The sequence below is a fragment of the Glycomyces sp. NPDC048151 genome (assembly GCF_043202775.1).
Lineage (GTDB): Bacteria > Actinomycetota > Actinomycetes > Mycobacteriales > Micromonosporaceae > Glycomyces.
The window spans coordinates 37761-63656 of the sequence record NZ_JBIDBB010000011.1 but is presented as its reverse complement, the minus strand read 5'-3'; the positions used below and the strand labels follow the sequence as shown (position 1 = coordinate 63656).

At 71.9% G+C, this 25896-nt stretch carries 24 protein-coding genes and 1 pseudogene; 14 read left to right on the top strand and 11 right to left on the bottom strand.

Annotation, left to right across the window (positions count from 1 at the left end; genetic code table 11):
* Positions 1 to 61 precede the first annotated feature (61 nt).
* Positions 62 to 1186: an NAD(P)/FAD-dependent oxidoreductase gene (locus tag ACGGCP_RS24225; RefSeq protein ID WP_392970339.1), complete on the top strand. Its 1125-nt coding sequence runs from the start codon at positions 62 to 64 to the stop codon at positions 1184 to 1186.
* Between the two features lie 162 nt (positions 1187 to 1348).
* Here ACGGCP_RS24225 and ACGGCP_RS24220 read toward each other — a convergent pair.
* Positions 1349 to 2314 (bottom strand): annotated as a pseudogene (locus ACGGCP_RS24220) (erythromycin esterase family protein); the annotation flags it as partial.
* Positions 2315 to 2467: 153 nt separating this feature from the next.
* On the opposite strand from ACGGCP_RS24220, the gene ACGGCP_RS24215 reads away from it, so the two are divergent.
* Positions 2468 to 3028 carry a DinB family protein gene (locus ACGGCP_RS24215; protein WP_392970336.1) on the top strand — a complete coding sequence of 187 codons (561 nt, stop codon included), beginning with the start codon at positions 2468 to 2470 and terminating at the stop codon, positions 3026 to 3028.
* A 1-nt stretch (position 3029) separates the two neighbouring features.
* On the opposite strand, the gene ACGGCP_RS24210 is transcribed toward ACGGCP_RS24215, so the two are convergent.
* A complete protein-coding gene (locus ACGGCP_RS24210) occupies positions 3030 to 4949 on the bottom strand; it encodes a glycoside hydrolase family 3 protein (protein WP_392970333.1) in 1920 nt (639 codons plus the stop codon).
* A gap of 242 nt (positions 4950 to 5191) precedes the next feature.
* Between ACGGCP_RS24210 and ACGGCP_RS24205 the strand changes: the two genes are divergently transcribed.
* Positions 5192 to 7567, top strand: coding sequence for a xyloglucanase (locus ACGGCP_RS24205; protein ID WP_392970329.1), 2376 nt, complete (start codon positions 5192 to 5194; stop codon positions 7565 to 7567).
* Positions 7568 to 7711: 144 nt separating this feature from the next.
* On the opposite strand, the gene ACGGCP_RS24200 is transcribed toward ACGGCP_RS24205, so the two are convergent.
* Positions 7712 to 8935: a serine hydrolase domain-containing protein gene (locus ACGGCP_RS24200; protein WP_392970326.1), complete on the bottom strand. Its 1224-nt coding sequence runs from the start codon at positions 8933 to 8935 to the stop codon at positions 7712 to 7714.
* A gap of 242 nt (positions 8936 to 9177) precedes the next feature.
* Here ACGGCP_RS24200 and ACGGCP_RS24195 point away from each other — a divergent pair, with 242 nt between their 5' ends.
* The 5 genes from ACGGCP_RS24195 (at position 9178) to ACGGCP_RS24175 (ending at position 12933) form a co-directional block, all read left to right on the top strand.
* Positions 9178 to 9849, top strand: coding sequence for a GPP34 family phosphoprotein (locus tag ACGGCP_RS24195; protein ID WP_392970323.1), 672 nt, complete (start codon positions 9178 to 9180; stop codon positions 9847 to 9849).
* A gap of 38 nt (positions 9850 to 9887) precedes the next feature.
* On the top strand, positions 9888 to 11381 hold the full coding sequence (locus tag ACGGCP_RS24190; protein ID WP_392970320.1) for an APC family permease: 1494 nt from the start codon (positions 9888 to 9890) through the stop codon (positions 11379 to 11381).
* Entirely contained in the window at positions 11371 to 11931 is a 561-nt protein-coding gene (locus ACGGCP_RS24185) for a GNAT family N-acetyltransferase (protein WP_392970317.1), read from the top strand. The genes ACGGCP_RS24190 and ACGGCP_RS24185 overlap by 11 nt, the downstream gene beginning before the upstream one ends.
* A 45-nt stretch (positions 11932 to 11976) precedes the next feature.
* Positions 11977 to 12402, top strand: coding sequence for a DUF1232 domain-containing protein (locus ACGGCP_RS24180; RefSeq protein WP_392970314.1), 426 nt, complete (start codon positions 11977 to 11979; stop codon positions 12400 to 12402).
* Between the two features lie 84 nt (positions 12403 to 12486).
* Positions 12487 to 12933 carry a hypothetical protein gene (locus ACGGCP_RS24175; protein ID WP_392970311.1) on the top strand — a complete coding sequence of 149 codons (447 nt, stop codon included), beginning with the start codon at positions 12487 to 12489 and terminating at the stop codon, positions 12931 to 12933.
* On the opposite strand, the gene ACGGCP_RS24170 is transcribed toward ACGGCP_RS24175, so the two are convergent.
* Genes ACGGCP_RS24170 through ACGGCP_RS24160 form a run of 3 tightly spaced genes read right to left on the bottom strand, consistent with a single transcriptional unit; the run spans position 12930 to position 14348 of the window.
* Positions 12930 to 13124 carry a hypothetical protein gene (locus ACGGCP_RS24170; RefSeq protein WP_392970308.1) on the bottom strand — a complete coding sequence of 65 codons (195 nt, stop codon included), beginning with the start codon at positions 13122 to 13124 and terminating at the stop codon, positions 12930 to 12932. The genes ACGGCP_RS24175 and ACGGCP_RS24170 overlap by 4 nt on opposite strands.
* Positions 13117 to 13665 (bottom strand): MarR family winged helix-turn-helix transcriptional regulator, encoded by a 549-nt coding sequence (locus ACGGCP_RS24165; protein WP_392970305.1) that lies wholly within the window; start codon positions 13663 to 13665, stop codon positions 13117 to 13119. Before ACGGCP_RS24165 ends, ACGGCP_RS24170 begins: the two co-directional genes overlap by 8 nt.
* 53 nt (positions 13666 to 13718) lie before the next feature.
* On the bottom strand, positions 13719 to 14348 hold the full coding sequence (locus ACGGCP_RS24160; protein WP_392970302.1) for a TetR/AcrR family transcriptional regulator: 630 nt from the start codon (positions 14346 to 14348) through the stop codon (positions 13719 to 13721).
* A gap of 140 nt (positions 14349 to 14488) precedes the next feature.
* On the opposite strand from ACGGCP_RS24160, the gene ACGGCP_RS24155 reads away from it, so the two are divergent.
* Complete coding sequence (locus tag ACGGCP_RS24155; protein WP_392970299.1) at positions 14489 to 15208, top strand: SDR family NAD(P)-dependent oxidoreductase; 720 nt, start codon at positions 14489 to 14491, stop codon at positions 15206 to 15208.
* Here the strand turns inward: ACGGCP_RS24155 and ACGGCP_RS24150 are convergent.
* The 3 genes from ACGGCP_RS24150 to ACGGCP_RS24140 are packed head-to-tail and all read right to left on the bottom strand — an operon-like array spanning position 15205 to position 17579.
* The gene (locus ACGGCP_RS24150) at positions 15205 to 15918 is read right to left on the bottom strand and encodes a VOC family protein (RefSeq protein WP_392970296.1); all 714 of its coding nucleotides are present in this window, start codon (positions 15916 to 15918) and stop codon (positions 15205 to 15207) included. The genes ACGGCP_RS24155 and ACGGCP_RS24150 overlap by 4 nt on opposite strands.
* On the bottom strand, positions 15915 to 16364 hold the full coding sequence (locus tag ACGGCP_RS24145; protein ID WP_392970293.1) for a MarR family winged helix-turn-helix transcriptional regulator: 450 nt from the start codon (positions 16362 to 16364) through the stop codon (positions 15915 to 15917). The genes ACGGCP_RS24150 and ACGGCP_RS24145 overlap by 4 nt, the downstream gene beginning before the upstream one ends.
* A 33-nt stretch (positions 16365 to 16397) precedes the next feature.
* A complete protein-coding gene (locus ACGGCP_RS24140) occupies positions 16398 to 17579 on the bottom strand; it encodes a MalY/PatB family protein (RefSeq protein ID WP_392970290.1) in 1182 nt (393 codons plus the stop codon).
* Between the two features lie 159 nt (positions 17580 to 17738).
* Here ACGGCP_RS24140 and ACGGCP_RS24135 point away from each other — a divergent pair, with 159 nt between their 5' ends.
* On the top strand, positions 17739 to 18836 hold the full coding sequence (locus ACGGCP_RS24135) for an NAD(P)/FAD-dependent oxidoreductase (protein WP_392970287.1): 1098 nt from the start codon (positions 17739 to 17741) through the stop codon (positions 18834 to 18836).
* A 103-nt stretch (positions 18837 to 18939) separates the two neighbouring features.
* Here ACGGCP_RS24135 and ACGGCP_RS24130 read toward each other — a convergent pair whose 3' ends face one another.
* Positions 18940 to 19422 carry a MarR family winged helix-turn-helix transcriptional regulator gene (locus ACGGCP_RS24130; RefSeq protein ID WP_392970284.1) on the bottom strand — a complete coding sequence of 161 codons (483 nt, stop codon included), beginning with the start codon at positions 19420 to 19422 and terminating at the stop codon, positions 18940 to 18942.
* A 269-nt stretch (positions 19423 to 19691) separates the two neighbouring features.
* Here ACGGCP_RS24130 and ACGGCP_RS24125 point away from each other — a divergent pair, with 269 nt between their 5' ends.
* The 3 genes from ACGGCP_RS24125 to ACGGCP_RS24115 all read left to right on the top strand — a co-directional run bounded on the left by ACGGCP_RS24125 (position 19692) and on the right by ACGGCP_RS24115 (position 23127).
* Positions 19692 to 21404, top strand: coding sequence for a cellulase family glycosylhydrolase (locus ACGGCP_RS24125; protein WP_392970281.1), 1713 nt, complete (start codon positions 19692 to 19694; stop codon positions 21402 to 21404).
* Between the two features lie 282 nt (positions 21405 to 21686).
* On the top strand, positions 21687 to 22514 hold the full coding sequence (locus ACGGCP_RS24120) for an SAM-dependent methyltransferase (RefSeq protein ID WP_392970278.1): 828 nt from the start codon (positions 21687 to 21689) through the stop codon (positions 22512 to 22514).
* 70 nt (positions 22515 to 22584) lie between these two features.
* Positions 22585 to 23127 carry a hypothetical protein gene (locus ACGGCP_RS24115; RefSeq protein ID WP_392970275.1) on the top strand — a complete coding sequence of 181 codons (543 nt, stop codon included), beginning with the start codon at positions 22585 to 22587 and terminating at the stop codon, positions 23125 to 23127.
* Positions 23128 to 23176: 49 nt separating this feature from the next.
* On the opposite strand, the gene ACGGCP_RS24110 is transcribed toward ACGGCP_RS24115, so the two are convergent.
* Positions 23177 to 24982 carry a hypothetical protein gene (locus tag ACGGCP_RS24110; RefSeq protein ID WP_392970272.1) on the bottom strand — a complete coding sequence of 602 codons (1806 nt, stop codon included), beginning with the start codon at positions 24980 to 24982 and terminating at the stop codon, positions 23177 to 23179.
* 202 nt (positions 24983 to 25184) lie between these two features.
* Between ACGGCP_RS24110 and ACGGCP_RS24105 the strand changes: the two genes are divergently transcribed.
* Positions 25185 to 25817, top strand: a complete 633-nt coding sequence (locus ACGGCP_RS24105) for a LysE family translocator (protein WP_392970269.1) — start codon at positions 25185 to 25187, stop codon at positions 25815 to 25817.
* Positions 25818 to 25896 lie beyond the last annotated feature (79 nt).

Genomic DNA, 25896 nt, shown 5'->3' with positions numbered 1-25896 from the left:
CATATTATGTGACGGTGGTCACAGCAACTCACGTTTTCAGGGGCTGTCTCGTCCTTGGGGCATGAATGACATCCTCGTTATCGGCGCCGGCTACACCGGCATGATGGCCGCCCACGGCATCGCCCACCGCAACCGCGACGCGCGCGTCACGATCCTCAACCCGACCGACCGGTTCACCGAACGGCTGCGCCAGCACCAGGTCGCGGCCGGGCAGGAACTCGGCTACCACCGCATCTCCGCCATCGTCGCGCCCGCGGGCATCCGCTTCGTCGAGGGCCGGGCCGCCGCCGTCGACACCGCCGCCCGCAAGGTCGCGCTCGACGACGGGCGCGAACTCCACTACGACCTGCTCGTCTACGCCATCGGCAGCTCGACGCCGAAAGTCAAGGGCGCCTTCACGATCGACGACCCGGCCCTCGCCGAGCGGCTGCGCGGACGCCCCGACGGCGTGCTCACCGTGAGCGGCGCCGGGCTCACCGGCATCGAAGCCGCCACCGAGATCGCCGAGGCCTACCCCGAGATGCGGGTGCGGCTGCTCAGCCGCGGCGAACCCGGCTCGATGATGGGCCCCAAGGCCCGCGCCTACCTGATGGGCGCGCTCGCGCGGCTCGGCGTCGAGGTCCGCACCGGCGTCACCGTGACCGAAGTCCACGACGACGCGGTCGTCCTCGACAACGGCGAGCGCCTGCCCACGGACACGACACTGTGGACGACGGGTGTGCGGGTCGCACCGCTCGCCGCCGAAGCCGGGCTCGCCGTCGACGACGCCGGGCGCGTCCTCGTCGACGCGGGACTGCGGTCGGTCTCGCACCCCGAGGTGTTCGCGATCGGCGACGCCGCCGCGATCCGCCAGGACTACGGCGTCATCCACGGCACCTGCCAGAGCGGCATCCCCTCGGCCGCGCACGCCGCCGAGTCCGTCACCCGCGTCCTGCAAGGCAAGGCGCCCAAGCCGTTCCGGTTCGGGTACATCCACCAGCCGGTCTCGCTCGGCCGCAAGGACGCCGTCATCCAGTTCACCAACCACGACGACACCCCGAGCCGCTGGTACCTCAAGGGGAAGGCCGCCATCGCCTACAAGGAGGCCGTCAGCGGCAGCCCCCTGAAGTTCTACCGGTCGCGGCGGGCCATCCCGGCCCGCATGACCGGGCGCACCGGCGGCCGCCGCAACCCGGTCCCCGCCTAACGCGCGGCCCTCGCTCACATGGAGCACGGCATCGGCCCCTTCCAGCATCGACCGGTCGAGCGGGAAGGGGCCCTGCGGCGCGGTGAGGTCGGCCCGGTCCGACCCGGCTGGAACGTCGGCCGCCGCCACGAGGCCCCACGACGCGAAGCGCTCCTGCAGGCGCCCTTCATGAGTGCCCGGGTCCGGCGCGGGCACGCCGATGCCCTCGCTGCGGCCGAGACTGCCCACGACGCACGCGTACCCCTCCCCCAGCAGCGACGCGAGGATCGCGCCCGTCCCCGACCACTCCAGATCCATGCCGCCCATCGACATCCGGCTCGGATTCCGCTGGATATGCAGGTTGTGCCCGGAGAGGAACGTCGGGCCGCGGTCGGCCTCCAGGGCCAGGATGTCGAGCGCGTTCTGCGCCATCACCGCGTCGCGGACCGCCCCCAGGCGGCTCCACCGGACCCCGTCCTCGCCGGGCCGGGCCGCCTCCGCGTGGTAGCGCAGCAGCCCCAGCGCGGTGGTCGCGTGCACGCGCGCCCGGTCCCAGCGTCCCCGCGACAGCGGGACGAGCTCCGGCGCGCGCACGTAGAGCTCGTCGAGCAGGTCGTCGGCGAGCACCCGCAGCCGGGCCGCCTCGGGGGTGCCGCCCGGGGACTTGGACGGGTCGGTCACCGCCTCCATGCCCGACCAGCGGCCGTCCTCGCCCGCGAGCGAACGGATATCGACGTCGAGCCCCAGGTAGTCCGCGACGTGCTCGAGGTAGCGGCGCGGGCTCTCCGCGGTGAACTCGAACGGCGCGTCGATCCCGTGGAACGCGAGCTGCTCGGCCGGGGCGCGGCCGGTGTTGTACTCGCGCATCCACGCCACCAGCGCCAGGTTCGCCTCGAACGCGCCGAAGCCGTGCGAGAAGCCCTGCGCCATAACATCATCGAGCGAGCCGGTGCCGTGCCGGACGAAGTCGTCCACCGCGAACGCGGCCACCCGGTCCGACTCGATCGCGAACGAGCGGAAGCCCGCCTCGGCGAGCTGCGCGAACAGCTCGTTGCGGATCGCCCCGAACGCGGGCTCGCGGTGGTCGGGCTCGCCGAGGGCGACGAGGCGGTGGGCGGCTGTCACGAACGTGCGGAGATCCTGAGTCATGGCCTCAAACGTATCGTTGCAAGCTCGGTTGAGGCTTGCGACGGGTCGGGCCTCGACGGCGGGCCCGAAAGCCTCCATCCGGGGTGGAGGCGGGCTCGGCCGGTCCGGCGCGAGCCGCCGCGACCGTCGGGGGCGTGCCCTAGGGTTCGGGGCATGACCATGCGATGGCCCGAGGCGATCATCGGGCAGCTCGAGTTCTACTGGGACTTCCACCTCAGGCCCCGGCTGGAAGGGCTCACCGACGACGAGTACCTGTGGGAGCCCGTCGGCGGGTGCTGGAGCCTGCGGCCCGGCCCCGACGGCGCGCTCTTCATGGAGCAGACCGAGCCCGCACCCGAACCGCCGCCCGTCACCACCATCGCCTGGCGGATGGTCCACATCGGACGTGACGTGCTCGGCATCCGCGCCCGCGCGTTCTTCGGACCCCACGAAGGCCTCGAGGACGCCGACATGTGGGACCAGCGCCTGTGGCCCGACCCGCTGCCCGGCACCGCCGCCGACGCAATCGCCATGGTCGACGCCGCCTACGCGCACTGGCGCGACGGCGTACGCGCCCTCGACGACGCCGCGATCGAGCAGCCCCTGGGCCCCAAGGGCGCCTGGTTCGCCGAGGACACCATGGCCGCGCTCGTCCTCCACCTCAACCGCGAGGTCATGGCCCACGGCGCGGAGATCTGCCTCCTCCGCGACCTCTACCGCGCCGAGGGCCGGTGACTCACGCGGTCTGCAGGCCGAACCCGAAGGGGTACAAGGGGTCGTAACCGGTGTCGCCGACGTTCATCGGCTCCTGGTCGTTCGCGCGCGGCCACGTCACCGGCAGGCGCCCGCCGTACGGCGCGGCCCCGAACAGCGGATCGGCGACGCCCGCGCCCTCGCTGCCCGGCAGCCAGGCCGCGACCAGCGCGTCCACTTCCGCGAGGTGCGAGGTGAGCTCGATCGGGCGGCCCGAGACGACGATGACGACGCAGTCCACTGCGGCGCAGACCGTGTCGATCGCGGCGGCGTCCGCATCGGACACGCGCATGTCGTGCTCCCCCGCGCCCGCGTCGCCCACGCCCTCGGCGTACGGGTCCTCGGCTACCACGACGACCCCGACGTCCGCGTCGCCGACCGGCTCCGACGCCGTCTCGCTGTAGGTGATCGACGCGTCCGGCGCGACCTCGCCCATCCCGGTGAGGATGGTCGTGCCCGCCGTGACCGCCTCGACCGTGCCCTGCCAGGACGCGGTCCAGCCGCCCATCTGGCGGCCCAGCGAATCGGCTCCCGAACCGGCGACGTAGACGGACTCGTTGCCGTTGAGCGGCAACAGGTCCCGGTCGTTGCGCAGCAGCGTCTGCGACGCGGCGGCGGCCTGCCGGGCGACCTCGCGGTGCTCGGCCGATCCGACCTCGGCCGCGCCGGAGGTGTCGGCGAACGGCTGCTCGAACAGGCCCAGCGCGAACTTCTGCGTGAGGATCCGTGAGACCGCGTCGTCGATGCGGTCCTCGCTCACCCGGCCCGCGTCCACTTCGGCCACGAGCGTGTCGATGAAGCGGCGGTACTCGAAGGGCACCATGACCATGTCGACGCCCGCGTTGATCGACAGGCGCACCGCCTCGGCGTAGTCGTCGCTGACCTGGTCGATCGCCTGCCAGTCGGAGACGACGAACCCGTCGAAGCCGAGCTCGCCCTTGAGGACCTCGTTGATGAGGTAGCCGTCCGCGTGGGCCTTCACCGGGCCGTCGCCAAGGTCGGTCGAGGAGAACGACGCCATCACCGAGCCGACGCCCGCGTCCACCGCGGCCTTGAAGGGCGCCAGGTGGATCGCGCGCAGCTCCTCCTCGGTCAGGGTCGTCACTCCCTGGTCGAGCAGGTACGTCGAACCGGGCGGGAGCAGGTCGTTCGGGGTGGTCGAGGTGCCGAACGCGGTGCCGCCGTCGCCCACGAAGTGCTTCGCGGTGGCCAGGACGCTCGTGTTCGCTGCCAGGTCCTCGCCCTGGTAGCCCCGGACGACCGGACCGGCGTACTCGACGGCCAGGCCCGGGTCCTCGCCGTAGGACTCGTACGTGCGGCCCCAGCGGCTGTCGCGGGCCACGCACACGCACGGCGCGAACGTCCAGTGCACGCCCGTCGCGCGGGTCTCGGCGGCGGTGATCGCGGCGGCCTGCGCGGCCAGGTCCGGGTCGTGGGCCGCGCCGAGCCCGATGTTGTGCGGGAAGATCACCGCCCCCGGAAGGGCGCCGTTGCCGTGCACGGCGTCGATGCCATACATGAGCGGGATCTCCAGGCGCGACTCCAATGCCCTGCTCTGGAAGCCGTCGATCATCTCGGCCCACGCCTCCGGGGTGTCGTGGAGCGCTTCCGAGCCGCCGTTGAGGAGCGAGCCGATGCCGAGCGACGCGATGTCGGACGGGACGCCCTCGATCGCGGGGACGGCGACCTGCGTCATCTGACCCACCTTCTCCTCGGTCGTCATGCGGGCGAGGAGCGTCGCGACGCGGTCGTCGACCGGCGCGCCGGGGTCGAGATAAGCCGACTCGTCGGGCTTGCTCGGGACGACCACGAGCACCGTGATCACGGCGGCCGCGAGCGCGGCGGACAGGGCCGTCCAGAGGACGGCCGGACGACGGAGGACTGCGGGCAGATGTGCGCCCATGGGGCGGGCTCCTTGAGGGGTGAGCGATCGACTACGGCCCCAACCTGATTCGACTGTAGTGTAAGAGCGCTCCCATGTCCAGAGCCCCCTGGAGGTTCGGAGGCGACCGGCGCCGGGGAAAGTTTTTCGGCGCCGTATTGCGGGAGCCACCGCCCCCTGTTATGTTGGGTCTCCAAACTAACCCTTCGGCGGCCCTCCGGGGCCGCAACCCTCACGTCCCTCTCTTGCCCCTAGGAGCACCCGTGCGACGACGCACTCTCGCCGCTTCTCTCGGCGCCGCCGCGGTGGCCGCCACCGCCGTGCCCGGCACCGCCGGCGCCAAGACCTCCGGCCGCTGCGAGGACGCCTACACCTGGCGAAACGCCGTGGTCAACGGCGGCGGCTACGTCCCCAGCATCGTCTTCAACGAGACCGAGGCCGACCTCATCTACGCCCGCACCGACATCGGCGGCCTCTACCGCTGGCAGGAGGACACCCAGACCTGGACCCCGCTCCTGGACTGGGTCGGCTGGGACAACTGGGGCTGGTCCGGCGTCGTCTCCGTCGCCACCGACCCCGTCGAGACGGGCCGCGTCTACGCCGCCGTCGGCACCTACACCAACGACTGGGACCCCAGCCCCGGCGCGGTGCTCTACTCCGACGACTACGGGAAGACCTGGGGCGCAGCGGAACTGCCGTTCAAGCAGGGCGGCAACATGCCCGGCCGCGGCATGGGCGAGCGCCTCGCCGTCGACCCCGCCGACAACGCCGTCGTCTACCTCGGCACACCCAACGGCAACGGCCTCTGGCGCTCCGTCGACCACGGCCGCAACTGGTCCGAAGTAGACAACTTCCCGAACCCCGGGAACTTCGTGCAGGACCCCTCCGGCGACTACTCCGACGACAACCAGGGCGTCGTCTGGATCGAGTTCGACCAGGCCGGAAGGATCTTCGTCGGCGTCGCCGACCCCGCCGACCCCCTCTACGTCTCCGATGACCGCGGCCAGACCTGGCAGCCCGTCCCCGGCGCCGCCCAGATCGGCACCGTCGACGGCAACAAGGCCATCCCCAAGCAGGCCGCGATCGACCACGCCAACGGCCACCTCTTCATCGTCACCAGCTGGGACCCCGGCCCCTACAACGGCGGCCCCGCCACCGGCAAGGGCGGCGCGGTCTGGCGCCTCGACCTCGCCACCGGCGCGTGGACCGACGTCACCCCCGCCTACAGCCCCACCGGCAAGACCCCCGGCTTCGGCGGCGTCACCGTCGACCGCCAGAGGCCCGGCACCCTCATGGCCGCCAGCGAGAACAACTGGTACCCCGACGAGATCATCTACCGCTCCAGGGACTCCGGCGCGACCTGGGAGACCAGCTGGGACTACGCGTTCGACGCGAACTGGTCCTGGCCGCCCGCCCGCGCCGACCGGTTCACCATGGACCCCTCCGGCAGCGAGTGGCTGTCGTTCGGCGCGAAGGACGACGGGGTCGCGTACGCCGTCAAGCACGGCTGGATGATCGACGCGCTCGCGATCGACCCGCACGACTCCGACCGGATCATGTGGGGCACCGGCGCGACCATCTGGGGCACGGAGCGGCTGACCGAATGGGACGCGCAGGGGCCGCTGGTGGGCTGGGACGCCGTTGCGGGGCACCAGGTCGCACTGCCGGTGGAGCAGTTCACCGTCGCCGTCCGCGCGGAGGGCCTGGAGGAGACCGCGGTGCAGGACATCGCGGCGCTCGGCGGCACCCTCGTCTCGGCGACGGGCGACCTCGGCGGGTTCGTGCAGACCGATCTGGGCAAGGCGGGCAAGCAGATCCGCCGTCCCGACTGGTCGTCGGGGCGCAGTGTGGACTTCGCGGCGCTCAACCCCGACGTGGTCGTCGGGACCGGCGACGTGCACGGCGACGTGGACGGCCACGTGGGCGTCTCGGTCGACCGGGGCGCGACGTGGCTGACCACGAAGCGGCTCGAAGGGGTCGCGGGCGGCGCGAACGCGGGCACCGTCGCGGTGAGCGCCGACGGCGCGGTCATCGTGTGGACGCCGGGCGACAACGCGACCGCGCCGGTGTTCAGCACCGACCTGGGTCAGACGTGGACGCCGGTGGAGGGCCTGCCCGCCGGAGCGAAGGTCCGCGCCGACCGGGTCGACGCGAACCGCCTGTACGCGTTCGCGGCCGGGAAGGTGTACGCGAGCGGCAACGGGGGCTTGACGTTCACCGCCACGGCCGCGACGGGCCTGCCGTCCGAAGGGGACGTCGATCTGCGTGCGGTGCCGGGCAAGCGCAAGCACCTGTGGCTCGTCGGCGGGAAGGCCGACGGCGTGTACGGCATGTGGCGCTCGACCGACGGCGGCGTGTCGTGGCGGCGGATCCGGGACTTCGAGGAGGCCGACGCGGTCGGCTTCGGTAAGGGCCGCGGGCGGCGCGGGTACCCGGCGGTCTACACGTCGGCGAAGGCGGGCGGGCAGCGCGGGATCTGGCGTTCGACGGACGAGGGCCTGAGCTGGCAGCGGATCAACGACGACGCCCACCAGTGGGCGTGGACGGGCAAGGCGGTCACGGGCGACCCGGACGTGTACGGCCGGGTCTACATCGCGACGAACGGGCGCGGCCTGATCTACGGCGACATCGCCCCCTAGCACTTGCGGACACCCCTGCTCGACGCTCTCTGGGGAGCGGCGGCCGGCCGCGGGACCACCGTTCGGTCCCGCGGCCGGCTGCGTTTTCGATGCGGCTCGGTGGTGTTGCGGCTCGGTCGTGTTGCGGCTCGGTCGTGTTGCGGCTCAGGCGGTCATGGGTTCGGGGCGAGCGGGGGCGATCGTCAGTGCCGCGGCGGGGGCGTCCTGGTCCTCGCCGCAGAGCCCGGCGTAAAGGAGTTCGTTCCAGGCTTTTTCGAGGGCGTCGGGGTCGGCGGTGTCGTGGCGGTCGACGATGTTCCAGGCGACCGAGATCTGGCGTTCGCCGTCGAGGGAGTGGAACGAGTTGGCCTCGTGGCCGAGGGTGTCGCCGTTGTGGCCGAGGAAGACCGCGCCGGGGTCGGCGGCGCAGCCGGGCCGGATGCCGAAGAGGCCCAGGCCGTAGCCGACGCCGCCCGCGTCCTCGAACGCGGTGGCCTCGGCGAGGGAGGCGGCGTCGAGGAGGGTGCCGTCGGTGAGGGCCGCGTAGAAGTCGTTCAGGTCGCCCATCGTGGAGACGACGTTGCCGCCCGCCCACAGTTGGCTGTACGACAACCCTGAAGTGTCCACATAGGGCTTATCGGGGTCGCCGGTGGTGAGGTACGGGTCGAGGTGGGGGCCGCGAATGCCGGAGGTGCCGGGGCGGCCGAAGTAGGTGCGGTCGAGTCCTGCGGGCTCGAAGATGCGGTCTTCGAACACGTCGTCGAGGTCGTCGCCGGTGAGCTCCTCGATGAGGAGGCCGAGCGCGGTGTAGCCGGTGTTGGAGTACGCGAAGCCGTCCCCGGGCGGGTTGACCTGGTCGCCCGCGGTGCCGATGGCGATGAGTTCGCTTGCGCTGTAGTGGGTCCGGTAGTTGGCGTAGAAGTCGGTCAGGTCGTCGTCCTCGAGCAGCGAGGCGTAGAGGCGCCGGAGGTAGTCCGGCACGCCGCCGCGGTGGCCCATGAGCTCGCGGACGGTGGCCTCGTCCTCGTACGGGAGGACGCCGGGCAGGTGCGCGCTGAGCGGGTCGTCGAGGTCGAGCGCGCCTTCGGCCTGGAGCTGCAGCAGCACCGTGGAGGTCATCGACTTGGTGATGCTGCCGATGCGGACGCGGTCCTGGGGTTTCGCGTCGCCCTCGTCGTGTTCGAGGCTGCGCGGGCCGACGGCGGCGGACCAGGTCTCGTCGCCGTGGCGCACCTCGGCGACGACGGCGTGGTCGGCGGCGGCCGCGAACGCCTCCAGTTTCGCGTCGAGGAGCGCGGTGTCGAGACCGGACTGGGACGCGAGGGCGGCGGCGGGGGCCGCGGCGACGGCGAGCGCCAGTCCCGCGGCGGTGAGGATTCGGGTGTGCATGCGCCGAGGCTAAAACCGGATTGCGGTGCGATGCAATGCGAAAGGACGGTTCCAGTAGAAGAGACCCGCAGGCGGGAGGGCTCGGGTACAGGCTGCGGTACCGTCCGCCTTCCGCCGCGGGCGCGCTTCCACGGAGATTGCGGTTCCTTGTCGTGGACTGTCGGTAATGCCCAGTACGAACAGCCGATCGGCACCGGTATGGTAATCGCATGAATCGCCCTGTATAGGAAGGACTACCCCTGGTGCCCGACGTGCCCTCCACTCGTCTGGTCTACGACGCCCTCCTCATCACCTCCCTCGACGACGCGTACAAGCCCGCCACGGGCACCCGCGTGACCGGGCTGGGCATCGGCGCGGCGCTCCTGGCCGAACTCGTGCTCTCGCAGCACCTGATCGTCTGGGCCACAAAGGGAGTCGACCTGGTGTGCTTCGACGAGCGGTACCGGCCGCCGGAGGACTCCTTGGCGCTGTGGCTGGTCGAGCACGTCCGCGCCGAGCGCACCAGCCTCAGCGTCCGCGACTGGCTCGAGTTCCTCTCCGCCGCGGACGTGTACACCAAGACCGCCGAGCACATGACGATGCTCGGCATCATGGCCCGCCACGAGTACCGCTCGCGGTGGTCCCGGCGCGTGGAGGTCGGCTACGAGCCGAGCGACGCCCTCATCGCGAACGCGGTGTTCTCGCGTCTGCGCCGCCACCTGTCCCTCGCGGAGCGGGACGTGTCCATAGAGGACGTGTTCCTGCTGGGACTCACCGAGGCGGTGGGACTCTCCAAGCCGCTGTACAACCAGTTCCCCTCCGGCGCACGCGAGTACGCCGGACAGCGGCGGCAGGCCCTGCCCGCCGCGCTCCGCGCCGTCCTGGCGCACCTGGCGGCGACGGTGGCGGACATCGCCATCACCGGCGGCCGCTGAACCTCCCCCGAATACCCGAAGAAGGAGTCCCTGCCCCCATGTCAACTCCGTCCTCGCCTCCCAGCGCGGTGCAAGCCGTCCTGGCCCGCGACAAGCTCGGCACGCTCAGCCTCCTCCACTTCTCCCTGACCGCCGCGACGCCGCTGACGGTGATCGCCGGCGGCGTGGTCGTCATGTTCGCCCTGGCCGGGCAGATCGGCATCCCGCTGGGGTACGTCATCATCGCGGCGTGCCTGTGGCTGTTCAGCGTCGGCTACACGACGATGTCGCGGCACATCACCAACGCGGGCGCGTTCTACGCGTTCATCGCGCGCGGCATCGGCCGCGTCCCGGGCGTCGCGGCCGCGTGGGTCGCGGCGACCTCCTACTGCGCCATGCAGATCAGCCTCTTCGGCCTGCTCGGACTCACCGCGGAGAGCGTCTTGGCCCGGGCGGGCCTGGACGCGCCCTGGTGGGCCTGCGCGCTCGCCGCGTGGCTGCTCATCGGGCTCCTGGGCACGCGCGCGGTCGACATCAACGCGAAGGTGCTCGCGACCCTCCTCGTCGTCGAGATCGCCGTGATCCTGCTGTTCAGCGCCTCGAACTTCGCCAACGCCGCCGACGGCGTCCCGCTCGCGGCGATGTCGCCGTCCACGCTCGGCGGCGAAGCGGCCGGAGCCATGCTGGCGCTGGCGGTCACCGGCTTCATCGGGTTCGAATCACCCACCGTCTACGGCGAGGAGGCGAAGGACCGGCGCCGCACGGTCGCACGGGCCACCCTCGCCACCGTCGGCATCCTCGCGTTCATCTACATCGCCTCGTCGTGGTCGATCATCGCCGCCGTCGGCGCGGACGAGGTCGTGTCGGCCGCCATCGCGGACCCCTCGCTCATGTTCACCCTCGCAGGCGACCAGCTCGGCGCCCCGTGGGCGGTCATCGGCGAGGTACTGCTGCTGACCTCGGTCACCGCCGCCGCCTTGAGCTTCCACAACACCACCGCCCGCTACCTGTTCGCGCTCGGCCGCGAGCGCGTCGCGCCCGCGTGGCTGGGCCGCACCGCACCGCGGACCTCCTCCCCCGCGGCCGCGTCGCTCACCCAGACCGCCGTCAGCGGCGCGGTCATCGTCGCGTGGGCGGCCCTCGGCCTCGACCCGCTGGTGCACCTGTTCTTCTACATGAGCACGTCGGCCGGGATCGGGCTGCTCGCGCTCATCGCGACGTGCGCGGTCGCGGTCGTCGTGTACTTCTGGCGCGACCGGCGCGGGGAGTCGCTGTGGGCCACCAGGATCGCGCCGGTCCTGTCGGTCGCGGCGCTCTTGTGGGTGCTGTACCTGTCGGTCCTGCACTTCCACACGCTGCTGGGTGTCGAGAAGGGATCGACGCTGCCGGTGCTCGTGCCGATCCTGTTCGCGGCCTTGGCGATCCTCGGCGCGGGCTGGGGCGCGTACCTCAAGTGGGGCCGCCCGGACGTGTACGCCGGGATCGGGCACGGCGCGAAGGCCGCGCTGGTGACGGCGGAGGCCGAGCCGGTGGGGGTGGCCGGTGGCCGCTGACGCCGCGCAGGTGGCGGGGCTGCTCGCCGAGGCGTTCGTCGACGTGCCGACCGCCGTGTGGCTCGTCGAGGACCCGGCCGAACGCGTCGCCGCCGTCGGGGGCCAGTTCGCGATCCTCGTCGAGCACGCCGTCGCCCACGGCGGCGTGGCCACGGCCGGGGACGAGGGCGCCGTGGTCTGGTTCGACCGCACCCGCGAGGAGCCGCCGATCCCCGACTACGATGCGCGCCTTCGTGACGCGTGCGGGAAGCACTACGACGGGTTCGCCGAGCTCGACCGGGTCATGGACGAGCACCACCCGGCCGAGCCGCACAACTACGTGGCGCTCGTCGGCGTCCGCGCCGACGCGCGCGGGCGCGGCGTCGCCAGCGCGATGCTCCGGGCCCACCACGAGCGGCTCGACGCCGAGGGCGTCCCCGCGTACCTGGAGGCGGTGTCGCCGCAGACCGCGGCCCTGTACGCGTCCCTGGGCTACCGGCGGCACGGCGAGCCGTTCCGCATCGGCGCGGGCGGCCCGCCGCTGTACCCGATGTGGCGGCCCGCGGCGTAGACGAGCGGCGCTCTAAGGTCGACGCATGAGTGAGCGAGGCGTCCGGTGACCGGCTGGTGGTGGGCGGACCTGCTGCTGGCGGTCGCCGGAGGCCTCGTCCTCCTCTGGGCCGCGTCGATCATCGCGCTCGCGGTCGCAGGGCCGCGCGGACCGCTCCTGAAGGAGGCCCTGCGCGTCCTCCCCGACCTGCTGCGGCTGGTGCGGCGGCTCGCGGCCGACCCGGACCTGCCGCGCGGCGTCCGGGTCCGCCTCGGCCTGCTGTTCGCGTACCTGGCGCTGCCGTTCGACCTCGTCCCCGATTTCATCCCCGTGCTCGGCTACGCCGACGACGCGGTCGTCGTCGCACTCGTCCTCCGCTCGGTCGTTCGCCGGGCCGGGATCGACGCGGTCCGCGCCCACTGGCCCGGCACCGGCGACGGGTTCGCGGTGCTGTGCCGGCTCACCGGACTCCCCTTGCCGCGCAACGGCTGACAGACTGGACCCCGCCGGGATGACCTGCGGGTTAGCATCGGGGAAGCGGCCCGCACCTCGGCGGCCTCCACCGAAGGCACCCCCATGAACGACTCCGCGCACTTCGAGTTCGAGCAGATGCCCGACTCCGACGACTACACGGCCTACCCCGTCAGGCCCGACACCGCCGAACGCCACCGCATCGCGCTGCCGTTCACGCCGCTGTTCAGCGCGTTCGTCGCCGCCGTCACCCTCGCCGGGTCCGTGCTGTTCCTCCTCGTCGCGCTGCCGGGCGAGGAGACGGCCCTGGTCCACCGGGGCGTGGAGGTGCAGTCCGCGGACTGGTGCGAGACCGGCGAGGGCACGCAGGTGCTGTGCATCGAAGTGGCGGACAAGGTCGTCACCGAGACCGGTTGGGGTGCGGCCCAACTCGTGTTCGCAGCCGTGCTCGCGGCGGCCGCCGCCTTCCTGGTCCGCGAGATCACGTTGCGGCTCAAGGCGCGCATGCGGGCGCGCAGCCCGAAGGCACCCAAGGAGAAGAGGTACTACTAGGCGTCCCAGGGCGGTTCGGCGCGCGCGACGGGTTCGGCCGGGCCGAGCCGGTGCAGGCGGGCCCGCACCGCGCCGCAGACGCAGCGGGTCCACACGATCACGCCCTCGGACGTGTGGTGGCGCGAGACGACCGCCGCGTCGTCGTCGGTCCAACCGCAGACCGGGCAGACCGCGGGCTCGCGCTCACGCATCGCGGACGCCTCCTCCGGCCTGCGTGACCGGGCAGGCCGCGCCCCCGCTGATGCACGCGGCCCGGTCGCACAGGCGGCACAGCAGCTCCCCTAGGGCGTCGTCGGGGACGCGCTCGGCCCGGCCGGTGCGGTCGTGCACCGCGTACAGCAGCTTCGTCAAGAGTCCTTCCAGCGCAACGCGTTCGGCGGGATCCAAAGCCGCGACGAGCGGGGCGAGGACGCCTTCGCGGCGCTCCAGGAGCCGCGTCACGGCGCGCTGGCCCGCGCTGGTGAGGTGGACGGCGACGGCGCGGCCGGACCCGGTGCGGCGCTCGACGAGGCCGCGCGCGGCCAGGCCGTCGACCATGCGGGCGGCGGCAGGCTGGCTCAGGCCGATGTACCGGCCGAGCGACGTCACCGCCAGGCCGGGGAACTCGTCGAGGGTGAGCAGGGCGGCGCTCGCGCTCTCGCCCAGGTCGGCGGTCTTCCGCTGCTCCTCGGCGACGAGGTCGGCCACGTTCAGCGCGGCCGCGCCGAGCAGGTTCGCCAATCGGTCATGCATGACTCATGCATACCGCGATCGGCCGCGGCCTAAACCTCGGCGGAGGACCCGGGTCAGGCTTTGGCGGGGAAGTTGGAGAGGACCTCGAAGAACTGCGCGGGGGTCAGGGGGTCGCCCGGGAGCGGGTGGGCCGCTTCGGCGCGGAGGCCGTCGACCATGAACGCGAGGAAGCGCCGCCAGGCGTCGGGGGCGGTGTCGGCGGCGGCGCGGGCGAGGGCGGCGTTGGTGCCGAGGATGAACAGGATGTCCTCGGGGGCGAAGTCGGGGCGCAGGGCCCCGGCGTCGCGGGCCCGTTCGACGATCTGCTGCGTGACGGCGAAGGTGCGGTCGCAGGCGGTCATGAGCGGGCCGACGCCGGGGTAGCGGCCGCTGAGGATGTCCGAGATGGCCGGGTCGGCGGCCTGGAGTTCGCAGAGCCCTTCGAGGTAGCCGACGAACCCCTCCCAGGGGTCCTCGCAGTCCAGAGCGCGCGTGGCGACGGCTTCGAGCCGGTCGACCGCGAGGTCGGGCAGGACCGCGTTGATGAGCGCTTCACGCGTGCCGAACAGGTTGTAGAGGGTGCCGTGGCTCACCCCGGCGCGGCGGGCGATCTCCTTGAGCGGCGCGTCGAGGCCGCGTTCGCGGAACAGCTCGGTCGCGGCCTGCCGCAGCTTGTCGGCGTTGCGTTGGGCGTCGGCCCGCATCAGGCGCTCCTTCCGGTCGGGCTCAATGCTCCCATCTTCCCGGACACATCAACTTGACAGTGGGGTCAAGTTCCATGCTACCGTCGGACCGAGAAGTTGACCCTATGGTCAAGTTATTCGCACGAGCAAGGAGCACACCCATGTCGAAGGTCATCGCCGTCTTCGGAGCCGGAACCGGTCTCGGCGCCGCAGTCGCCCGCCGGTTCGGCGCCGAGGGCTTCCGCGTCGCCCTGGTCGCCCGCCGCAAGGACCGCCTCGACGCCCTCGTCGCGGCGCTCGCGGACGAGGGGGTCGAAGCCGCCGCGTTCCCCGCCGACCTCTCCCGGCCCGCCGAGGTCCCCGCCCTGGTCGCGGCCATCCGCGAGCGCTTCGGCCGCATCGACGTCGTCGAGTACGGGCCCATCGGCACCGAGCAGGGGTTCATCCCCGCGCGGTCGCTCGACGCGGCCCAGCTCGAGGCCATGGCGCCGCTGCTCCTGTTCACGCCCCTCGAAGTCGCCCAAGCGGTCCTGCCGGAGTGGACCGAACGCGGCGAAGGGTCGTTCCTGCTCACCCACGGCCTCTCCGCGGCCGTGCCGATGCCGCACATGAGCGGCGTCGGCCCGCTCATGTCGGCCGCCCGCAACTGGCTGTACTCGCTCAACGGCGAACTCGCCGGGACCGGCGTCTACGCCGGCACGCTCGCCATCGGCGCGATGATCGCGGGCACCGAGGTCGGCGAGGCCGCGGCCGCGAGCGTCGCCGAATCCGGGGTCGCGTTCCCCGTCGTCGAGCCCGCCGAGCTGGCGGACCTGTACTGGGACATGCACGTCAAGCAGGACCGGGTCGAGCAGGTCCACCCCGAGTTCGCGGCGTCCTAGAGCTGCTTCGCGAGGTCCGCGGCGGTCGCCAGCGCGCCCGCCGCGGCCTCGCGTTCGCCGTCGTCGAGCGGTGTCGCCTCGATGCGCTCCAGGAGCGCGGCCGCCGTCGCGTCGTCGCCCTGGCGGAGGGCGAGTTCGGCGCGGTAGGCGAGGGCGTCGAGGAGTTCCGGCTTGGGGGCCTCGTCGCCGCTGCGGGCGAGGGTCGAGTCGAGGAGCTTCACGGCCTGCGCGGTGTCGCCTTTGGACTCGCCGAGGACGACGGCCTTGACGAGCGTGCGACCCAGTTTGCTCTGCGGCGCAGCGGATTTCTCGGTGTCCTCGCGCTGCGGGAAGAACCGGATGATGTTGCCGCTGGGGTCGGTGAGCGAGAACCCGGCCATGTTGCCGGTGTTGGCGCGCTTGCGCGGGCGGGTGACGCGCGGGATGCCGGAGACGAGGACCTTGCCGTGGACCCGGCGCATCCCGGCCGCGAACTCGTCCCAGAGCGCGCCGGTGTCGGGCACGAACACCAGGCAGGTGCCGTAGGTGGTCTCAGGGTCGAGTTCGTCGACGCCGAAGAAGTGGATCTCCCAGTCGTCGCGGGCCATGACGATGTACGGGTTGGGGCGGGTCTGGTGGTGGGTGCGCCGGAAGCCGAGCATCCCGTAGAACTCCGCGGCCTCGTCGATGGACCTGCACGGCAGCAGGGGGACGGTGAACTCGCCGCTCATCGGGTTCCTTCCGGTCGGAGCGCGGCAGTGAGCGCGCGCAGGGCGGCCGTGGCGGCCTCGATCTGGGACGGGGCGAGCCGTGCGGCGAGGGCGTCGGCCCAGACGGCATGGGCGCGTTCGACTTCGGCGAGGGCGCGGCGCCCGGCGGGGGTGGGGTCGAGGAGTCGCGCGCGGCGGTGGCGCGGGTTGTCGGTGAAGTACGCGAGGCCGTCGGCGGCGAGCGCGTCGGCGGTCTGCCGCACGCTCTGGCGGCGCAGGCCCATGGTGCGGGCGATGTCGGCGACGGTGGCGGGGGCGTGGTCGATGACGCCGAGGACCTGCCAGCGGGCGCTGGTGAGCCCGGCGGGGCGGGCGAGGTCGTCGCCCGCGGCGATGAGGGCGCCGTTGGCGCGGAAGACCTCGACGGCGAGTTCGGACACGGCGAGGCCGCGGGGACTGAGCTGCACGTCCCCGAGGCTACGCCGTTTGACAGGTACCTGTCAACTCAGGGAGGCGGCCATGCGGTCGACCGCTTCGGCGAGGATCTCGGGCGAGGTGGCGTAGTTGAGGCGGACGTGGCCCGCGCCTCCGGTGCCGAACAGGTGCCCGGAGTTGAGGGCGACCCGGCCTTGTGCGAGGAAGTGCGCGGCGGGGTCGTCGCCGAGCCCGAGGGCGCGGCAATCGATCCAGGCGAGGTAGGTGGCCGGCCGGGGCCGGTAGACCGCTTGCGGCAGTTGGGATTCGATCGCGTCGGCGAGGAGGCGGCGGTTCTCGGCGAGCCCGGCCAGGAGGGCGTCGAGCCAGGGGCCGCCTTCGCGGAACGCGGCGGTCTGCGCGATCGCGCCGATATGGCTGGTGCTGCCCGCGATCCCCTCGGGCATGCGGGCGAGCTCGACGGCGGCGTCGGGCCCGGCGACGGCGAGGGCGGCGCGCAGGCCGGGGAGGTTCCAGGCCTTGGCGGCGGAGGTGACGGCGAGGCCGTCCTCCCCGCCGGGGACGGTGAGGTACGGCGTGAACGCGGTGCCGGCGTCGCAGAGCGGGGCGTGCGCCTCGTCGGCGACGACCCGGATCCCGTAGGAGGCGGCGACTCTCGCGACCCGGGCGAGCTCCGCTCTGGTGTGGACGGTCCCGGTCGGGTTGTGGGGGCTGCAGAGGAGGTAGGCGGCGCGTCGGCCGCGACCCAGCGCGAGCTCGAAGGCCTCGGCGAGGGCCGCGAAGTCGATCCGGTGGTCGGGACCGAGCGGGGCCTCGATGACCTTGCGGCCATTGAAGGCGCAGAAGTCGTAGAAGGGCGTGTAGACCGGGCTGTTGACGATGACGGCGTCGCCGGGGGCGGTGAGGAGGTCGAGCATCGCGACCACGCCGAGCATGACGTCGGGGACGGTGCGGACGCGGGCGGGGGTGAGGTCGTCCCAGCCCCAGCGAGCGGCGGCGAACTCGGCGTAGGACTCCGCGTAGGCGGTTCCGGCGGGGTAGCCGGTGTCGCCCGCGGCTATCGCGTCGGTGACGGCCTTGGTGATCGGCTCGGCGAGGGGCACGTCCATCTCGGCGACCCAGAGCGGGAGGACGTCGTCGGGGTGGGCCCGCCATTTGGCGCTGGTGCGCTGGCGGAGCTGGTCGAGGTGGAGTTGCCGGAGCGGGTTGCCGGGCAGGTCATTCGAGGCATTTGTGACGGCGCTCATAACAGAACGGTAGCGAAGTTTCTCCGCTCTGTCACCTAGTGGCGGTTGCGGTCTCACGGGTGAGCGGGGTCACGGAGGTCGAACAGGCGCGGCCCTTGTAGTTCGTAATACGAACTATTATGGTTCGTAGTACGAACTAGATTTCCGGAGGGAAACGACATGACGCAGCAGGGGAAGACCGTGGCGGTCGTCGGCGGCGGGTACGGCGGGGCCGCCCTCGTCAAGGCGCTGGACGAGCACGCCGATGTGGTCCTCATCGAGCCCAAGGACGCCTTCGTCCACGCCGCCGGAACGCTCCGGGCGCTGACGCAGCCCGAGGCATGGGCCGCGCGGATGTTCTACCCGTACGACGCGTTCCTCAAGCGCGGCAGACATGTCCGCGAATACGCGTCCGGTGTGGACGAACGCGGCGTGACCCTCGCCTCCGGCGAGCGCGTCGAGGCCGACTACATCGTCCTGGCCACCGGCTCGGGCTACCCGTACCCGGCCAAGACCCGCACCGACTCCACCGAGGAGGCCCTGGCCCACTTCAAGGAGACGCACGCCGAACTGGCCGGGGCCGGGCGGGTCCTCATCGCCGGGGCCGGGCCGGTCGGGCTCGAGCTCGCGGGCGAGATCAAGGCCGTCTGGCCGGACAAGCAGATCACCATCGTGGACCCGTCCGAGGAGCTGATGCCCGGGTACGAGGCGGCACTGCGCACCGAACTCCACGCGCAGCTGGAGAAGCTCGGCGTCGACGTACGCCTCGGCGTCTCCCTCGACGACGAGCCCGCCGTCGAGCCCGGACGGGCCGGAGCCGTCGCGGTCACCGCGAACGGCGAGACCGTCGAGGCCGACATCTGGTTCCGCGCCTTCGGGGCCAGCACCAACTCCGGGTACCTGGAGGGCGGCATCGCCCGGCTCAACCGGCGCGGCCAGCTCCCCGTCACCCCGAAGCTCAATGTGGAGGGACACGGGCACGTGTACGCCATCGGCGACATCACGGACGTGCCCGAGGAGAAGCGCGCCGCGGCCGCCGGGCGGCACGCGGAGGTCGTGGCCGCCAACATCATCGCCCAGATCGGCGGCGGGGAGCCGGAGCTGGAGTACCAGTCCGCGCCGTACCAGGTGATCGTCCCGCTCGGCCCCGACCTCGGCGTCGGCCAGATGATCACCGAGAACGGCCCGGTGCAGCTGCCGCTCGAATCGGTCGTCGAATGGAAGGGCCGCGACCTCATGACCGGCATGTTCGACTCGCTCTATCGGACCGCCGCCTGAGCAGACTCCCCCGTCCGCTCGATCGTCACTGGACGGGGAAGGCCCCCGCCGCACTCCTGCGGCGGGGGCTTCGTCGTGCTTGCGGAAGCGCTGCGCGCCTTGGCTACTCGGTGCAGTCCTTCGTGGACGGGCAACCCGATTCGCTGAAGACCACGGGCACGTGGTTGTCGGCGACGATGCGGGTGAGCAGGCCGACCAGGACGTCCCGCTCCTCGTCGCTCAGGCCCAGCGGCAGCTCGGCCACGCGCTTGGTCGTCTCGTCGTGGAACCGCTCGGCGAGCTCGGCGCCCTTGTCGGTGAGGACCACGCGGAAGGCGCGCCCGTCGCCCGGATCGGCCTCGCGGCGCACCAGGCCGCGCTTCTCGGACCGGTCCACCAGCCCCGAGATGCTCGACTTCGCGAGGTTCAGGGTCTTGGCCAGCTCGAACATCCCGTACGGCCTGGGGATGAGGACGCACAGCAGCTGCGCCTGCTGCATCGTGAGGTCGAACTCGCGCACCGAGTCCGCGTACACGGCGTCGACCACGAAAGCGGTCCGCACCAGCGCGGTCCCCATGCTCATCGTCTCGCCCGCGTACTCCTCCATGAACCAAGCTTACCCGCAGGCCACGGCCGGTGCCGGTGTCGTCGGCCACCACAGTGCCCCGTGCGGGGCCGGGGCGCGTCCGTCGTGACAGGCAGTTTCTTTGTTGTTACCGGCAATCAAAAGGTTGACATGCGGCATTTGGCCCTGGAATCATGGCCGGAGCGTTTCGACCCCGCAATACGGGATCATCCCGGCAAACCAACAACCAGTGCGCCGCACGGAGGCCGACCCGGCATTGCCCTCCAGCGGCGCAGAAAGAGTGATCACCCTTGCGACGCAAACCGATCAGGCTCATCGCTGCCCTGATTGCGGTGGCGGCGGCAGCCGCCGCCGCGCTCACCGTCAGGACCGCCTTCGCCGAACCCGAAGCCCCGCAGGCGGAACCGGCGCAGCTCACCGCCGCCGAGACCGTCGCGGCCATGCAGCCGGGCTGGAACCTCGGCAACTCGCTCGACGCCGTCGGCGAGGACGAGACCGCCTGGGGCAACCCGCGCATCACCCCCGAACTGCTCGACGCCGTCCGGGCGCAGGGCTTCAACTCGATCCGCATCCCCGTCACCTGGTCCGCGCACCAGGCCGAGAGCGGCGACTACGCGATCGACGCCGACTACATGGCCCGCGTGCAGGAGGTCGTCGACCTCGCGCTCGACGACGGCTTCTACGTGCTCATCAACATCCACCACGACTCGTGGCAGTGGGTCAACCAGATGCCGACCCAGCACGACCAGGTCCTCGCGCGGTACAACGCGGCGTGGACGCAGATCGCCGCGGCCTTCGCCGACGCCCCGGAGCGACTGGTGTTCGAGAACCTCAACGAACCCCAGTTCGCCGACGTCAGCGAGGAGGAGGGCGACGTGCTCCTCGACGAGCTCAACGACTCCTTCCACCAGATCGTGCGCGGCTCCGGCGGCCGGAACGCCGACCGGCTCCTCGTCATCCCGACCCTGCACACCAGCAGCGATCAGGCGCGCCTCGACGCCACGGCGAAGAGCATCGCCGACCTGGACGACCCGATGATCGCCGCGACCGTGCACTACTACGGGTTCTGGCCCTTCAGCGTCAACGTCGCGGGGTACACCACGTTCGACGACGAGGTGAAGGCCGACCTCGAGGCGGTCTTCGACCGCGTCAAGGCGACGTTCACCGACAAGGGCGTCCCGGTCATCCTCGGCGAATGGGGCCTCCTCGGCTTCGACAAGCACGTCGGCGTCGTCGAGCAGGGCGAGAAGCTGAAGTTCTTCGAACACCTCGGGTACTACGCGGAGCAGACCGGCCTCACCACGATGTGGTGGGACAACGGCCAGCACTTCGACCGCGAGGCGTTCACGTGGCAGGACCCCGACCTGTTCGCGCACGTCGAGTCCGCGTGGGAGACCCGCTCGGGCACGGCCGCGTCGGACCTCGTGTACGTGCCCGCCGGGGCCGCGCCCGCCGCGCACACCGTGGCGCTCAACGAGAACGGCCTCGCCTTCGCGGGCCTGTGGCACGACGGGACCGAACTGGCCGCAGGCGCCGACTACACGGTGGACGGCGGCGCGCTGACCCTGAGCGCCGACCTGCTCGGCCGCCTCGTCGGCGACGGCGGGCTCGGCGAGCGGGCCGTGCTCGAAGCCCGGTTCTCCGGCGGCGTCCCGTGGAAGCTCCACGTGATCTCGTCCCAGGCGCCGGTCGCGCAGGACGCCGACGGCACCACCGCCGGTCTCGCCGTCCCGGTCCAGTTCAACGGGGACCAGCTCGCGACCATGGAGGCGGTCTACCCGGACGGGACCCCGGCGGGCCCGCAGAACTGGACCGCCTACAAGGAGTTCGCCGTCGCGTTCGAGCCCGACGCCGAGGCCGGGACCATCGCGCTCACCGAGGCGTTCTTCGCCGAGGTGAACGACAATTCGACCGTGAAGCTCACCTTCCACTTCTGGAGCGGAGCGACCCTCGAGTACACCCTGGAGCGTTCCGGCTCATCCGTAACCGGCAGCGCCGCTTAGGAACTCGCCCTATATAAACAACCGTTCGAACGGGGCGCCCGGTTGCCGGGCGCCCCGTTTCCGTCCGTTTCTGGGAGCGTTTGCGCAGCCTGCCGGGGTGGAACGGAGTGCCACTACCGGTGTGCGGCAGCTCGTGTTCAACCCCCCGATGGGCTAGTCTGGACCGACGTCCCCGCCGGCGGGGGACCGCTAGCGCGCTCCAGCGTCCCCAGTGCGCCGCGACTGCCCGACGCGACGCCCCGCTCCCCTGTCACCTGCCCATTCAGCGCCGATTGGAAAGCCTTGAACGACGCAGCACCGCAATGGCCGCCGCCGGGGATCGACCCCGAGGTCCCCTCGACCGCGCGCGTCTACGACGCCGCCCTCGGCGGCAAGAACAACTTCAAAGCCGACCGCGAGGCGGTCGAGGTCTTCGAGCGCCTCATCCCCCAAGTGCGCGAGGCGACCTGGCTCAACCGCAAGGCCCTCATCCGCGGCATCCAGTACCTCGTGCGCGGCGCCGGCATCGACCAGATCCTCGACATCGGCTGCGGCCTCCCGACCGAGCAGAACACCCACCAGGTCGCCCAGGAGATCAACCCCGACACGCGCGTCGTCTACGTCGACAACGACCCGATGGTCCTCTCCCACGGCCGCGCGCTCCTCGCCGACAACCGCACCACCACTGTGGTCACCGCCGACCTGCGCGACCCGGTCGGCATCCTCGAGAACGCGGAGGTGCGGGCGCACCTCGACTTCGACCGGCCCGTCGCGGTCGTCATCGTCGGCATGATCATGCAGATCCACGAGAACGAGAAGCCCGACGACATCATCGCCGCCCTCATGGCGCCCCTGGTCTCCGGCTCGCACCTGTTCCTCACCGCCTGGCCCGACACCGGCGACCCGGCCCAGCGCGGGCTCTCCCAGGGGTGCCTGGAGACGCTCGGCAACGGCTGGATCAGGCCGGTCGAACGCCTCCAGAAGCACTTCCTGGGCATGCCGATGGTCCCGCCCGGCCTCGAATACGTGTCCCGCTGGTACCCGGAGGAGCCCGACCGGAAGGTCCCCGAATTCGAGGAGTTCGAGCCGTACGAGCGCACGCAGATGGCGGGCATCGCGGTCAAACCCTGACGCGGGACGCCCGGCGGCCGAGCCGTAGATTGGTACCGCGCAGCGTGTTCGAGAAGAGAAGAGACCGCCAATGCCCATGCTCGAGATCCGCCGGCACAGCAAGCGCGACGGGGACGAGGCCGTCCACCTCTCCCAGGAAGGCGTCGAACTGGCCCGCTGGTCGGGAACGCTCATGGGGCCCTTCGAGGTCGTCGCCACGAGCGTCGCGCCCCGGGCCCGGGAGACGGCGATCGCGATGGGGTTCGCGGTGACCGTGGAACTCCCCACCCTCCCCAACGTCAACGGCTTCCTCCAGGAGTCGCAGGCCGCCACCTACGACGTCGGCGCGCCGTTCACTCGGCTCGCCCGGCTCGTCAACCGCCGCGGCAGCACCGCGTCCGACTACTCGCACGCGCTCGCCCGGCAGTGGTCGGACCTCATGGCCCCGCTCGGACCGGGCGACGCGGCCCTGGTCATCGGCCACGGCGGGCACATCGAATGCGGGCTCGTGACGCTGTTCCCCGAAGCCGACCACGACGAGTGGGGCGCGCTGTTCGGGTACATGGAAGGCGCACGGCTGCACTACGACACGGCCGCCAGGCGCTTCCACGACATCGAGTTCGTGCGCGGCTGACAAAACGCACCGAAACGAGGGGCCGACGATGGCGTCGGCCCCTCGGCGTTCACTCCCTGCCGGCCCTGACGGCCACGCGCGGCAGGTACCAGACGGCGGCGGCCGCCGCGGCCAGCGCGTACCCGATGAGGAGCGGGACCGGGAAGCCCAGGGCCACACCGGAACGCTCGAACTCCAGGTTCTCCAGGGCCGAGACCATCGGGCCCGACGACAGCATGTCCTGGAAGGTCAGCTGCTGCCAGAACAGGTCCTGGGCGTTGACGAGGAGCAGCGCGAGGCCCATGAGGGCGACCATGGGCCAGGCCGCTTTGAGGAACGCGGCGCGGGCCGCGCGGGGCTCGGTCCCGTGCAGGATCGCGGCGCGGCGACGGTCCTCCAGGCCCCAGAACAGGGCCGTGAAGAGGAACAGGAGCGGGATCGCGACCCACGCGCGGGGCGGGAACGAGCCGATGACCATGTACTCGCCTTCGCCCGCGACCGCTTCGAGGTTCGCGGCGCCGAGCGGCCCGGAGCCGGTGAACAGCCACGGCGCGAACAGGAGCAGGAGCCAGCGCGAGGCGTTCCCCAAGGGCCGCAGGGCGCCGAGGGCGTAGCCGCCCGCGGCGGCGACCGGGAGCGCGACGGCGGTGGTGATGAGCGGCGGGCCCCACGTGCGGCGGATCGCGAGCCACAGGTCCGCGCCTTCGCTGGTGTCCTCGCCCGCGCGGACGAGCCACGGAAGGAGGTAGGCGCCGGCGGCGACGAGCAGGACGACGAGTGCGGCGGCGCCGAGGACGACCGCCAGCGGCCGGGCCGGTGCCGGGTCGACCGGGCCGACGTCGATCCTGATGCGGGCGGCGGCGAACACGAGCGCGGCGCCGATGCCGAGCACGGCGAGGATGGCCATGAGCAGCACGGACTTCGCGGAGGACAGCCCCGGGGAGAAGCCCGAGTAGAGGCCGTTGAAGATCTGCGCGACGGGGGTGCCGGTCTCGAGCGGGAGGCCGCTGATGGTGCCGTAGGCGAAGGTCTGGAGCCCGGCGGCGGTGACGGCGAGCGCGGCGAGGCAGGCGGTGACGAGCAGCGCGGTCGGCTTCCCGTTCGCGGCACCGCGCGTTGCGGTCGGTGCTCCCGTCGCGCTGCCGCGCATCGCGGCGAGTCCGGTGAGGACGCAGAGGCCGAGGACGACGCCGGAGATGAGGCCGGGCCAGTCGTAGAGGCTCGCTTCGCGGTCGCCGCCGGAGACGAGGCGGGCGATGAGCCAGGCGACGGTGAGGGCGGCCGGGGCGAAGGTGACCGCGGCGAGGCTCCAGACGACGGTGGCGGTGGTCCGCAGCCGCCGTCCGGACCGGTGGATGAGCCACGCGGCGAGCGGGGCGAGCACCGCCCCGACGAGCACCATGACCGCGATGGGGCCGGCGAGGGCGGCGAGCCCGTCGGCAAACGCCCCTTCGGCCGCGACTTCCTCGTAGTTCGCGGGGCCGATGGTCTCGGCGGAGCCGAAGACGCTGAGCCCTTCGATGCGGCTGAGCTGGATCGTGCGGACGGTCGGCAGGAGGTAGGCGGTGACGGCGGCGGCCACGGGCGCGGCGAGGAGGAGGACGGCGAGCGCGATGCGGGCGGTGTCGCTCTGCGTCTGCAGCAGGGTCGAGTACGTGGGGTCGAGGTCGACAGGGCCGGTGGTGTGCGGGCGCTCGGCGCCGGACGCACCGGACGCTGCGGGCTCGTGCCGGGGGATGCCGCCGGTCGTGCCCGTGCTGCCGTTGGGTCGTTCGGGCGCGGGGCGGCCCGGGGCGGGCAGGAACTGGGGCGCGATGCGGGCGGGGGCGGAACGGGACGACGGGGGCGGTCCGCCGGCCCGGGGCGGGTGGTCCATGAACACTCCTGAATGGATAAAGGGTGGGAGGTCATGAAAATTATGCGCCACGTCACCCACTCGAAATCAAGCGGGCATCCGTACAGCCCAGAGGACATCTAGGAACCCCAGTGCCACATCACATATCACACGTGACGCACCACAAACCCGGACGCTTCGGAATGGGGTTGCCGCCTGCGCTGGCGGGTGCTTTGATCGGGTCATGCCAAGCACCGCGCAGTACCTGGGCTTCGTCGTCGCCGCGCTCATCCTCATCCTCATCCCCGGCCCGTCGGTCATGTTCACCGTGAGCCGGGCCCTCGCCTACGGCCGCACGCAGGCCGTGCTCACCGCCTGGGGCAACGCGATCGGGACGTTCGCCGCCGCCACGCTCGCGGCGGTCGGGCTGGGCGCGCTCATCCAGGAGTCGGCGCTGGCGTTCGCGATCGTGAAATACGCGGGCGCGGCGTACCTGGTGTTCCTGGGGGTCAAGGCGCTCCGCGACCGCAAGGGCGTGATGGCCGCGCCCGACGAGGCGGGGTCCCCGAAGCGGGCGCTCGCGACCATGGCGGAGGGGTTCGTCGTGGGCATGCTCAACCCGAAGACGATCCTGTTCTTCCTGGCGATCCTCCCCCAGTTCATCAACGCCGAGGCCGGCTCGGCCACCGTGCAGATGCTGCTGCTCGGCGCGACGTTCGCGGTGCTCGCGGCCGCGTGCGACACGGTCTGGGGCCTCGTCGCCTCCGCCGCCCGCGACGTCCTCCGCCGCCCCCGCGCGAAGCTCGTCCTCAACCGCACCGGCGGCACGGCCCTCATCGGCCTCGGCATCGCAGCGGCAACGGGCGAACGCGCCTGAAGCACCGCGTCCGACCCAGCGTCCTCTTGGGAGCGCTTGCATATCGAAAACCGTGGATATATAGTGTGTTGACCCTCAC